The following is a 12,717-nucleotide window of genomic DNA, read 5'->3' as shown; positions in this document are numbered from 1 at the left end:
AATAATGCTCCTGCTTTTATTGACTCAAATTTAAATATTTTTACCAATTTATTTGGCTTTTAACACAGCACCTCTACTGTGATAAACGATAAAACCCCGTCGAAGCGGGGTTTTATCGTTTATAAATCTATTCAGCTTATTTCTTTCTTGGCAATTTCTCGTCGCGCATAGCGGCGTTGTATACAAACGAGGCCACGATAGTTGCCGCTTGTTTCAAATCATCCGGTTGCAGGTGATCGTACGTATCCATGTTGGTATGGTGTGTACGGGTGCTGTATTCGATTTCATCCTGAATGAACTGGAAGCCCGGAATACCCACACCTGTAAACGCAAGGTGGTCAGTACCCCCTGTGTTTCTGATAGTAACAGTTTTAGCGCCTAAATCATGGAAAGGCTCAAGCCATTTGGTGAAGATAGGACGGCAGGCGTCATTACCCTGTAAATAAATACCTCTGATTTTACCGGTACCGTTGTCTACATTGAAATACCCCGCAATGTTATCTCCTTCTGCGTTGCTTTTCTTGGTATTTGGGTCTGTCAGGTGGTTTTTTACATAGTTTCTTGATCCATGCAAGCCTTGCTCTTCAGCACTCCACAACGCAATACGAATGGTTCTGCGTGGCTGGATGTTCAAAGTCTTCAGGATTCTCACCGCCTCTAACATTACTGCAGAACCCGCTGCGTTATCAGTAGCACCGGTAGCACTATGCCATGAGTCAAGGTGCGCTCCCAACATTACCACTTCGTCTTTTAGCTTAGGATCAGTTCCTTTTATTTCAGCCAAAACATTATAACCTTGCAAATCTTTTGTAAAGAATTGGGTTTTTACGTCAATTTCCAATTTCACCGGGATACCCGCTTTGGTTAAACGGCACAAAGAAAGATAGTCTTCAGCCGATAGCATGATATCCAATAAGTTTTCAGGGTCGGTCCCTTTATACAGACCACCTCCTTGTACAAACATAGTACCATCTTTACCACGGGCACTCATGCTCAACAAACCTATCGCCCCTTCTTTCTTAGCCATTTCTTTCGTTTTGGTTGAAAGCAAAGTGCTTCTGCGCATGGCTGCCATCATAGTACGGAAAGCCGTATCAGGTTGTGCACGGTTGGCAGAAGGTGCATCAGCTGCCATTTTCTCTAGTTCTTCGTCAGTATAACGGTTAGCGTCAGCCTTGAAAGATGGCGTGATTCTATCGTTTTTATATAACAAAATGATTTTGTCTTTCAATTTGCCTTTGTAGTTCTCAAGCCCCAGGGTGTCGGTTTCGTCAATCAACAATATTTCGGCTTGTCTCAACTTGCCTTTGGTTCCGGCTGTCCAGGTTTTAGGATAGGCAATCAACGGACGGTAGTAAGGTGCTGTCATGGCCAGATAACTTTTTTGAAGTTCCCAGCCTTTACCGAACTCGCCCCATGCTTCCAGTTTCGCGTCTGTCAGACCCCACTCGGTCAGTTTACCTTTAGAATAATTGGCTGCACGCATAAAACCCGGTGAGCCTTGTAATCTCGGGCCGCTTACATCTGTCAGATTGAAAGCGATGTCCATTACTTTAGAATTGTTCAGGCCTTCCTGGCGGATTTTTTTCACCACTTCCAGGTCTACTTTTTCTTCCTGAGCCGTGAGCGCCAACGAAATAAAAAAGAAGGCAATAACAGGTAGCAATTTTTTCATGAGGAGATGTTTAGTTTGTTTGATTGTTTGTTTTTAAAATTAGCTTTGGAGACACTAAAGGTAAAAATTCAAGGCCGTGATTCCAAAATATTGCGATTAATTTACCGTATGAAGCGATTAATAGGGTGGAAAGGGTGATGTGGAGGAAAGATTGCTTTTAAGTATTTATTCTTAAATTATAATTTACTTCTATAGTCGACTTATAATTAAACAATATACGATTCAAAAAACACTGCATATCACAGCATAAATTTCGTATAATTCGTAGATTTGAGTCCAGATTACAATTCAGTTCTTCGCCAAATAACTAAAGTCTGAGTACTATTTGCTGTTCTAAAAATCAGAATAAACTTAAAACACCTAAAAGTTGATTATGAAACCACTACTCATGAAATTGAAGGCCATTCTGCTTATCTTAATTTTATCCTGCGGGCATCTTTCGGCTAAAAACATTCATTTTTTCTCCAATGATTTATTTGGTATTGCAGGGTTTGTGAAAATATATAATGGTAACGAAAAATTACTTGAAATCACCAAAAACCAGTCTTTAGTATTAAAAGTAGATGAAAATGTTTCCAGTGTGAGTCTCACATTTAAATGGGGGTTACGCTTAAACAAAAAACTGGACATAGATTTAACAAACAAGGAAACCATTTTTATTTATGTTTATCTAAATTCTGTAGTCTGGTCGGTTTATGAAAGTACTGACCCGAATATACCCAAAAGCATCACCGAATTGTTTGAACCACAGCAAAGTATTGTTGAACTGGCTATTAGAATAAAGAATCATCCGCTTACAATTTATACAAAAGCCAGCTTATTGAACTATCTCGAAAAGCCCAAATCAGCCAATGAAGGTTTTTATAAAGCCGCCATCATGACATCTTATGCGTCTGAAGCTGAAATTGGAGTAGTAAAAACAGATGAAGGATATACGATAGTATATCTGAGCGGAGGAAATAAAGCCGTCTGGAAAGAAGGCGATTTAAAAGGAATTTTCACAAAAACAGCTAATGACAATATTTTCAGAGCCAAATGGTATTTCGAAAATAAAAAATCGATAGAGGGCTTATATTTTACTTTTGAGAATGCAACCATGAAGATTATCGGAGAAAATGGAAACCCTGATCAGATATTTATTAAGCATTATCCTATGAACGTGAGCCTAGCGGCTAATAAGGTTTCAACAAGCACCGGGTTTGCGCTATCGGGTGATGGGCTAATTACTACCAGTTATGATGTGGTAAATGGTTCTACAAATATATATGTTAAAGGAGTAAACGGTGATTTCACAACTGCTTACAAAGCGAAGGTTGCGGTTTCAGACAAAAATAATGGTATTGCAATTCTTAAGATAGAAGACTCTAACTTTAAGGGGACTTCTCAGATTCCATATATTATTAAGCAAATGTCATCAGATATCGGTGAAAATGTTTTTACATTGAATTATCCATCAAATGCCACCTTGCTTGACGAAATTAGATTAACGAATGGTATAATAAGCTCTAAAACGGGTTTTCAGGGTGATATCACTTCCTATGAAATATCTGCTCCTGTACAATCCGGCAACAGTGGTGGTCCATTATTTGATAAGTCAGGTAACTTAATCGGCATACTCCAATCAAAACAAGGAGACGCAGGAAATGTATCTTATGCTGTTAAAATAAGTTATCTAAAAAACATGATTGACGTATTACCTGTGCCACCCAAGTTTAGTGAAACAAACCTTCTGGCTAACCTTTCGCTTTCCGAGCAGATTAAATTACTTAATAAGTTTGTCTATGTAATTGAGGCGAAATGACAGAATCAGATTAAATTACTATTAGTACTACTAATAGCATATAAAGTAATAATGGCAATGGATTTTAATTTCTCTTGACCCATTGCCATTATTTCACGCCATCACCGCCAGCATATCCAGTATTCTCTCGCCTATTTCCAGTTCACCTTCAAAAACAATATGATTACGGGCTTCGGGTTTTGATATCCCCTTGGTCAATAACCGCCAGGCAATGGCACCGTCAATGGTGACGCATGCCAATGGTTTTTCGGCCCGTTCCCGCACCAACTGCCAGGCAGTGCCGTTATGTGTAAGGTTCCATTCTCCCCCTCCCTCGCCGGTGATGACAAATTGAATACTGTCGCCTTCGCGGGCAGATACATTACGGTAATGATACGGCAGTGCTCGCATGGATGTTTCCAGATGTGGCCAGTAAAACTCCCGGGTATATAGTTCGGCTTCTTGTCCTACTGCCAGTCTGATTTGCTGCTGGTGATGCCACTTTTCGGTGTACTCGCGAGCTATGTGAAACCAGTTTTCTGATTCCTCTTCCCCTGCCCAGGCAACGGAATAGATGGCCTTGTCGAATGGTTTTTGAGTGGAAATATAATCGCTGTATTGTTTACCTGTAATTGTCAGTAATTCAACTAAAACACTTGGGCTGGCTCTTTTAAAGGCATTCACCCAGTCGGCATTGAGTTTGTTCAGGTAATTGATCAGATCCTGATACGATTGAATATCTACAGGCGGTTCACCCGTATGCCCGTCTCGTGCCGCAGAGAGTGTCCGGATATTGGTATCCAGCAAATGTGCAGCTATATCTTTTACTTTCCAGAGTGGGGCAATGGTTTGTTTCTCCCATTCGGCAGGAGATAAGGATTTCAGAATCTCAATCAGTTTTTCATCCAGTTTATAAAAAAGGTCTGTTATAATAATAGGCTCCAGTGGCGTCATGATTCAGGTGGTTTTGTTGGGACGAAATAATAGAGTGGATATCAATTGCCTATGTAGGGGTTCAAAATTTTGAACCCCTACAAACACGTTTGCTGTCGTTACATTATCAACGTTTAAAATCCAGATCCTGGAAATCGAAGCTAAAATCGGTGAGAGGTGAAATGGCCAGCATTTTAAAACCTGAGCCTTTGCCGTCTTTATCCAGTTCAAAGGTTACGTAGGCATCGGCATCCAGACTGCGGTCTACCCATTTTACAATGTATGTATTGCCTTTATACGGAAACATTTCGCCGTTGAGCAGATGCGAGCGTTTGGATGTAAACCACAGCTTGCCGTTTTTCATGCCTATTTCGGCATCACCAAACCATTTGTCGCGATAGGTGCCAATAAAAAGGTTGTTGTCAATCTTCGTAGCACTTTTTTGTTGTGCATCAATATCTTTCCAGATAGCATCAGTTATTTTTTTGGCATTGGCCAACCCCTGCAATACGCGATCGTGGTTTTCTTTCACACGGTCAATGCCCTTTACACCCAGATAACTGTCTTTAATTGTATTGGTAACAGATGTAAAAGCTGCTCCCTGTTGCTGATTGGTAAACACAATAATACCCAGTTTCAATTCGGGTATCAGTGTTACCTGTGTTACAATACCTGCTAACCCGCCCGTGTGCGATGCCTGTTTATAGCCTTTTACATCAACCAGACCCCAGCCCAGCCCGTAGCTTGAAAAATGGGTGTTATAAGAATTGGTTCCGCGGACAGGAATAATGGTTTGGGGTGTCCACATTTCGTCATGCACCGTTGTACTGAACAACTGCTTTCCATTGCCGTATTTGCCGTTATCCATCTGCATAATTATCCACTTGCTCATGTCGGTGATATTGCTATACAAGCCACCTGCGGCATTGGCTACCTCGCTCCAGTCGCGGCGAATCACCTTTACCGTGCCATCAACAGGGGCGTGCGGGTCGATTACATTCGATTTATTTTTTAACCGGCGGAATGAAGCGGCAGTCTGGGTCATTTCAAGCGGTTGCAGAATACGCTGCTCAATGAAGTCTTCCCACTCCATGCCCGATGCTCTTTTCACTACTTCGCCGGCAACAATATAAAGGAGGTTATCATAATCGTATTTAGTACGGAAGCTCGACACGGGCTTCAGGTATCGCAGATTATGGATGATATCCTGCTTGCTGAAAGTATTTGAATCTGGCCAGAACATGAGGTCTCCGGCACCCAGACCCAATCCACTGCGGTGTGTGAGCAGGTCTTTGATGGTAAATTCTTCAGTTACGAAAGGGTCATACATCTTAAACTCCGGTATGAAGTCGCGCACTTTGTCGTCCCATTTCAATTTTTTCTCGTCTACCAGCATGCCTAATGCTGCGGCTGTAAATGCCTTGCTGTTAGAGGCTATACCAAAGAGCGTGTTTTCGTCTACCTTCTGTTTGGTGTTGAGCGACCGCACACCATAGCCTTTGGCATGAATCACCTTACCGTCTTTTACAACGGCCACGGCAATGCCGGGTACATCAAAAGTTTTAAGGGTGCGTTCTACCAGATTATCGATTTCAGCCGATGTGATTACCTGAGCCAGGCTGTGGCCGAAAGAACCAAGAAAAAAAGAAATAAGCAGGAAGAAAGGTAAAGTCTTCTTCATAAGGGTGACGGTTTAAGATTTGTTGATTGAACCCGGGACAGAAAATGCCCCACTCAACAAAGATTATTGAAAACCGCCTAAATAGCAAGCAAAAGCATGATTTGTGTTTATTTATCCGTCAGTTAAACGATGCCCTGAATTCAAGAGGTGATTGACTGGTTTTTGTTTTAAACAATTTATTGAACGATTGCGAATGCTCGAAACCTAATTCATAGGCAATTTCACTGACCGACAGATCGGTGGTTGATAGTCGCTCTTTTGCTTTTTCAATCAGTTTGTTATGTATATGCTGTTGGGTGGTTTGTCCGGTCAGTTGTTTCAGCATACTGCTTAAATATTTGGGTGAAATATTCAGCGAATCCGCAATGTATTGAACCGTTGGCAGGCCTTTAGAAATTAAATCGTCTTCATTGAAATAATCTGTCAATAAATCTTCCAGACGACTCAGCACTTTACTGTTGGTTATTTTCCGGGTAATGAACTGACGCTCATAAAACCGCCGGGCATAGGTAAACAGTAGTTCTAATTGCGCAATGATTACATCCTGACTGAATTTATCGATACTGGAGTTGTATTCCTGCCTGATATTCTGGATGATTCCGTTTATCATGGTCTCTTCTTTGTCAGACAGAAACAAAGCCTCGTTGACGGAATAATGGAAAAACTCATACTGTTTTATTTTAGTGGCAAGAGGGGTGTTCCACAAAAAATCGGGGTGTATAAACATCATCCACCCTTCCACACCTTGAGGTATTCCGCCTTCGTCGCCGCCCACAACCTGATTAGGCGCCATGAAAGCCATCAGCCCCTCATCGAAATCATATTTCTGTTGTCCATACCCCAGCTTATCACAGCCTTTCTTGAGCGATATGGTGTAGAAATCAAATATCACAGACACTATCCCTTCACTTGGCTTTAAATCAGCCACATTAACAATGCTAATGAGCGGATGCTGCGGCTTGGGAAGCCCCGACAAACGATGCCCTTCTGTAATGGATTTTATTTTGATTAGTTTCTTGTTTTCCATTCTACCATTTAGTTTTATACACGCCTATCTGCTGCTGTTTTTTATCCGGTAAATTCTGAACTGTTAACCCAAAAGTTTCGAAAAAGGGTGTTTCAACCAGATTAATACCAGAGGCATGGCCAGAAACGGAATTTCGATCAAAGCCATTTTTACGTTTCCTGCATTGAGGGCTAGAGCCATTATCAGAATAAAAGAAAAAGCATTGAGCAAATTACCAATAAAAAACGTTTGCGGAAACAAAACCAATATGCCGATTATTATGATGGCTACACCAAAAGCCGGAGCATACATTTTATTGATGCCCAAATCGGCCATCATTTTCAATTGTTCAGGGTTATTGCTGCTTTGCACGGCACTCCAGCCATGCCTGAAACTCAGAAATGCCGTAGTTAAGATAAGGATGATACTTACTATTTTCATATGTTTATTGTTTTATTTTTATTGAAATTACTGAGCATACATGGTTGACGCACCAATTTTACCTGCCTGCGAAAGCGCCAGTTTAGGTGCAAGCCTGCTCATGATACGTAATACCTTCGCAAGACCCGGATAAATTTCGTGCTTGTCGTCTTGCATCCCCTTAATAGCATTGTCAACTATTTTTTCAGGTGCCATCAGCATTCTTGCGTCAAAGCTCTCATCGTCCATAAACTTGTCGTTGAGTGGTGTGGAAGACCCCGGAGCCACCAATTCAAAAACGCCTATATTGGTGTGCTTTAATTGTACTCTCAATGATTGTGTATAAGAACGCAACCCTGATTTGGAAGCGCCATATATAGGAGATATCGGGAAGGGCATCAGCGCAATACCCGACGTTACGTTCATAATAGCTGCCGATTTTCTGGTTTTTAAATGTGACAGAAACTGCTGCACCATACGGATTGGCCCCATCAAGTTAATTTCAATTTCACGGGTAATGTCGGCAAGATCATGCGTTGCGTTAAGGCTAATCTTGCGCATCTCTCCGGCATTGTTTATCAGGATGTTCAGGTCAGGGAATTGGCGTGTAACCTGATTATATAAACTGATGATGTCTTCAGGCTTGCTGACATCGCTCTGAATGGTATGCACCGCCGGAAGTTTCTGCTTGGTTTCCTGAAGTTTGCCGGCATTTCTGCCGGTTACAATCACGGTGTTTCCGAGGGCAATTAATTGCGAAGCAAATTCGAAGCCGAAGCCGCTGGTTCCGCCGGTAATAAGAATGGTGTTGTTAGTTAAATTCATTGTTTTCGTTTTTTGATGCTGCAAAGTTCTGCAGTAATCAGAAAACGGATGTAGCCAAAAGTCGCTATGTTGTAGTCAAAAGGATTGAATATAATTGATCGCCCGGTTTTATTACCTTTATCTTCTTTTATCTCTTAAGCTTGATGGGGATACAAATTTCCGGACATCCACTTTTCTTTGCTTCGCTTTTATTTCAAAGTCTACTGTTTCTGTGCCGGCAGCTTCTATTTTTTTCTTAATGATATTATCCGAAACCTCAATTTCAGATGGGAATTGTCTGGTATCTATGCTTATTGTGTAGTCTCCTACCGGTATATAGAATATATATTTCCCGTCCGGAGTTGTTTTGGTTCTGAATTCTTTACCATTTTTATCAGTGGCTATTACCGGTATACCAAACAGGTCAAGGCCGATTTCGTAACTTAAATCAGTTCTGGTGAACTTTAATCTTCCTTTCAGTGTGCCGATGGTTTGAAGCGCAACATCTACCTTGGTTTTTTTCTTGACCGGAACAGTTCTTTCCGGCGCATAATTTCCTTTATTGAATGGCGCCGAGATTCTGACGTTCCCCTCCGGCAGGTTCTTATAAACAACGCGGCCCTGCTTGTCGGTCACAAAAATTTCATCTCCTATATGAATAACCGTGTTTGTTGCAATTGAGTCTGATGCATCATAGATGCCGTCCTGATTCAAATCTCTGAACACAAATACTTCGAGTTGATTCTTTTTTAATTCATTCCTTGGCACAGGAAGATGCCGGATTACACCCATCTCCAGCTGATTGATGTTATAATTGTTGCCGTACCGGTTATGGTTAAAATTAACGTAGAATGTTGTTTTGCTGTTAATTTCGTATTCGGCCCTTTCTGAAACCAATATGGTAGTGCCGAAACTCGAATTATATGTATATGATACCCCAGTTTCAGTTTTGAGTTTGTTACGCATCAGGTTTTTTCTTAAGGAAGCTGAACCACTGATGAGTGAACCGGACGATTGATTATTTCTAAAATTATTAGCGGCTTCGCCAAGAAAAAATGAGCCGTGCTGCCATCTGGCGCTCAAATTGAATTGATTTCTCTTGTAAGAGGTGCTGATCTTTGAATGGAATTGCTTTTTTGTATCAAAACTAGAATAATAGAATCCACTTTCAGAATTCAGCGAAAGGTAGTCGTACGTATTGACCGGAATGGACAGATTCGTGTTTACATTCAGTGAGGTAAGTGTTTGTGTCTCGCTGGTTTTTCCTGCAAATGTATAAGCATCGCTGGACTCCTGAGTTAGTGTCGGAGCAATGGATACATTGGTAGTATTGAATTTACGGGCATACCCCCATTCTACCCGCATATTGGCGAAAGACGGCATAGTAAATTGTATAAGTGAAACCGATTTAGGGCTATAGCTGCGGTACTCAAATGCTCCCCATAGCGATGCAGCGGCGGGCATTGTCCAGTAAATACGTTCTGAAAAGATAAGCGCACCTTTTTGTAAACCGGAATAATACGGTGTGCTGTAATAATTATTGCTGTTAACAGAGGCTTTTCCTATTCTGCCATTCATGTTTGCACCTATGGCAAAACCGTATTTCTTATCGGTTTCAATATTGTATCCGGATACACTGCTTCCATTGATATTGAGTGTATATGAGAATTTCTTTTTAGTCATGAAGTTGAACGTATTGCCTGCCAATACGTTTCGTGTGTTCAGGAACACATTGTTTTCAAAAAGAGCATAATGCTGGTTACTCCAATTTTTGCCCATATATGAAAACGTAGTCCAGCCTGCATTGCCAATAGATTTTATTTCCGTTAAGTTGGGGTTATTGTCGAGATACCCCGCTTCAATACTTATATTTTTAAAAGGCCTGACAGACGCTATCGCCCCGCGCCCGGAGAGGTTAATATCCAGAGTACGGTTGATGTTGCCGGCACGTATGCCAATACTTTTGTTTTGGAACTCAAGCCAGGTAGCACGCAGCATGGTTCTTGAGTTAGCGTTTTTCCATTGGGTAAGATCCAGATTATAATTGATTGCACCATGCTCGCCGGCACCGAATCCTCCGTTGGCGCGGACGATATAAGTCTCTGTGTTTGTAAACATATTTTGCGAACCAACCTGAATTGAATTATCCATGTAACTGGCGGGGCCCAATTCATCCAGGTAATTGCGGGTACTTTGGGCACTTTGTACGTGCACTATTGCCCCACCCACAATGCCTCCATTACTGTATAAGCCGGTAACGTTGATATCAAAATCATTACTGGCTCTCATTTTTCTGTTTATCACTCTTTTAAAGAATACGGTGGTGTCTGCAGAAGGCCGTAAGATGATCTTTGTAGTATTATGAACAGACCGCTCCTGTAACGCCAAAGGATAGGTACAGAGGATATTCAGGGTTTGGTCTGTATTGCCTGCATTAAATACCTGCACTGGAATGATTAACGAATCAATGGAATTGTCCATCAATATATTTTTTGTGTAGACAAACAGGGACACGTCACGCTTAACGGCAACATCTACGACAGACTGTGTCTGAGCTAGCAGTTTATTGGTTTTATCAGCCAATGCAAACCGCACAGAGTGTGCCCCCGCATGCGCTTTTCGGCTAACAAATAATGAGACAGAAACAAAACTGCTGTCTCTGGCGCCAAGGCTGACGGGGATAAAGTTTTTTGAGATAAGATCAATAGCAGGATCACTGATACATTGGATACTCGCTTTCAGGGAGTCGGCCGAATGATTGACGATTTTTACTACAATATTAATATGCTCCAGATTACGGGTCTGAATAGGCGTTTGTGAAACACTCAGACTGTAATTCTGGGCATGGAGCCAGAATGGCAGCAAAAGAGCAACAAGAAAGATGATACTTTTTTGTGCTCGCCTGCTCATTGTGGTATTACGGCAAGAATGACATTGACGGTATAGATACCGGCAATCTGATACAATCGGTTATCATTAGGTGTGGTGAAATAGCGTAGGTTATACTCTATTATCTGCTGGGTGTAATCTGATAACGGATTGGTGATCAATACCTGGTCGGTGGCGCTTAACTGACGGGTATAAACAACCACACCTGCAGACGAAGATGTACTTTTGGTAGCTTCAATGCTGACAGCACCTACCGCAATTGTAGCACTGCTGGTTGTTGAAGTCAGTACATCTGAGCTTGCTTTTACAATTACCTGATACGCACTATAACCGGTGATCTTGAGCCCATTTGATCTGGTGTTGGAAATACCGGTCTGGTAACTGATGAGCGTACCGAAAGCCATTTCAACATTATCGGCCCCGTTCTGAAGACTGGCCGTATAACTGTTATTGGAAGCAGTGTTGATTGCAAAACTAACTGTAACTGTAGTAGTAGACACCGTTTGCCCTGCCTGGTTATATAAGGTAAATATGAGGCTGGTTGTGTACGTGCCATTGGCCATCAACATATGGTTGCCTCCTTTTATAATCATATCTATTTTGTGCTCAGTAGCAGTATAAGCATTAAATCCGGCATTAGACTGGTTAATCAGGGTTACATCGGTGGTGTTCAGGGCTACTTCAGTATTACTTACACCAATTGCCGAAGCACTTGGCGAACCTACACTGACCCTGTTGAAACGCAGTGAAACATTCTGAGGTGCTACCAAATTTCCTCCATTGGCAAAACTCCCGGATGCTCTTACTTTCAGGCTCCAGCCTGTACAGGCAGCACTGTTTGGGGCATACTGGATAGTCATAGCTTCATTGACAGTGGCACCGGCCATTTGTTGGGCATAGGTTTCAAAAGTGGCCTGAGTAGAGAAATAAGAGCCAATGGTGGCACCAGAGCAACTGTTGCTGTAATTGACAGTAAAAGAGGCGTTCACATCACTCTTTGTGGCAATTACGGTTCCATTCTGTGCTACGAGGGTGAGTGTTAATGTGGTTGAAAAAGTGCCGGTTCCGGCCAGCAGGTGGCTTCCGCCTTGTATCTGCATATTGAGCCTGTGCTCAAAATAATAGTCAGGCGGCGACAGCAAAGCGGCCGATGTATTGATCAATGAAACGGGTGTAGTCTTGTTCAATGGCTGCGATCCGGTAGAAGTTACACCCGATGGCCCTCCATTGTTAGAACTATAGCTAAGCGAAATATACTGAGCCGGTATGGTATTAACACCATTAGAGAAATCTCCATTGGCTTTTACCCTCAGGGTCCAGCCGGCAGGGTAATTGATTGTATTGATATTATATTGAACTACAAAATAATTATTGGTAGTACAACCTGCCGCTACGTCTGCCGAGGTGTTAAATGTACAGGGTGTTCCGTTATAGGCCCCAAGAGACGCTGACTGACCAAAAGAATCCCAACCCGTTGCTAAAATTATAAAAATTAGCAACAGAATATGATAAAATGATTTCTTCATAAT

The 12,717-nt window shown here is 41.9% G+C and carries 9 protein-coding genes; 1 reads left to right on the top strand and 8 read right to left on the bottom strand.

Annotated elements, in window-relative coordinates:
• Positions 1 to 136 precede the first annotated feature (136 nt).
• Complete coding sequence (locus AC1RRY_RS19820; protein ID WP_492821336.1) at positions 137 to 1,675, bottom strand: M28 family metallopeptidase; 1,539 nt, start codon at positions 1,673 to 1,675, stop codon at positions 137 to 139.
• Between the two features lie 373 nt (positions 1,676 to 2,048).
• On the opposite strand from AC1RRY_RS19820, the gene AC1RRY_RS19815 reads away from it, so the two are divergent.
• Complete coding sequence (locus tag AC1RRY_RS19815) at positions 2,049 to 3,476, top strand: S1C family serine protease (protein ID WP_492821338.1); 1,428 nt, start codon at positions 2,049 to 2,051, stop codon at positions 3,474 to 3,476.
• A 93-nt stretch (positions 3,477 to 3,569) separates the two neighbouring features.
• Here AC1RRY_RS19815 and AC1RRY_RS19810 read toward each other — a convergent pair whose 3' ends face one another.
• The 7 genes from AC1RRY_RS19810 to AC1RRY_RS19780 form a co-directional block, all read right to left on the bottom strand.
• The gene (locus AC1RRY_RS19810; protein ID WP_492821340.1) at positions 3,570 to 4,409 is read right to left on the bottom strand and encodes a maleylpyruvate isomerase N-terminal domain-containing protein; all 840 of its coding nucleotides are present in this window, start codon (positions 4,407 to 4,409) and stop codon (positions 3,570 to 3,572) included.
• Positions 4,410 to 4,515: 106 nt separating this feature from the next.
• The gene (locus AC1RRY_RS19805; protein ID WP_492821342.1) at positions 4,516 to 6,069 is read right to left on the bottom strand and encodes a serine hydrolase; all 1,554 of its coding nucleotides are present in this window, start codon (positions 6,067 to 6,069) and stop codon (positions 4,516 to 4,518) included.
• Positions 6,070 to 6,187: 118 nt separating this feature from the next.
• Positions 6,188 to 7,096, bottom strand: coding sequence for a helix-turn-helix domain-containing protein (locus tag AC1RRY_RS19800; RefSeq protein WP_492821344.1), 909 nt, complete (start codon positions 7,094 to 7,096; stop codon positions 6,188 to 6,190).
• 63 nt (positions 7,097 to 7,159) lie between these two features.
• Positions 7,160 to 7,516, bottom strand: a complete 357-nt coding sequence (locus AC1RRY_RS19795; protein WP_492821346.1) for a hypothetical protein — start codon at positions 7,514 to 7,516, stop codon at positions 7,160 to 7,162.
• A 27-nt stretch (positions 7,517 to 7,543) separates the two neighbouring features.
• Positions 7,544 to 8,320, bottom strand: a complete 777-nt coding sequence (locus tag AC1RRY_RS19790) for an SDR family oxidoreductase (RefSeq protein ID WP_492821348.1) — start codon at positions 8,318 to 8,320, stop codon at positions 7,544 to 7,546.
• Positions 8,321 to 8,437: 117 nt separating this feature from the next.
• Positions 8,438 to 11,209: a hypothetical protein gene (locus AC1RRY_RS19785; protein ID WP_492821350.1), complete on the bottom strand. Its 2,772-nt coding sequence runs from the start codon at positions 11,207 to 11,209 to the stop codon at positions 8,438 to 8,440.
• The gene (locus AC1RRY_RS19780) at positions 11,206 to 12,714 is read right to left on the bottom strand and encodes a hypothetical protein (RefSeq protein ID WP_492821352.1); all 1,509 of its coding nucleotides are present in this window, start codon (positions 12,712 to 12,714) and stop codon (positions 11,206 to 11,208) included. Before AC1RRY_RS19780 ends, AC1RRY_RS19785 begins: the two co-directional genes overlap by 4 nt.
• Between the last annotated feature and the right edge of the window lie 3 nt (positions 12,715 to 12,717).

It is taken from the genome of Emticicia sp. GW821-FHT11C11, assembly GCF_058808615.1.
The sequence above is the reverse complement of the archived record's forward strand: the minus strand, read 5'-3'. Positions and strand labels throughout refer to the sequence as shown.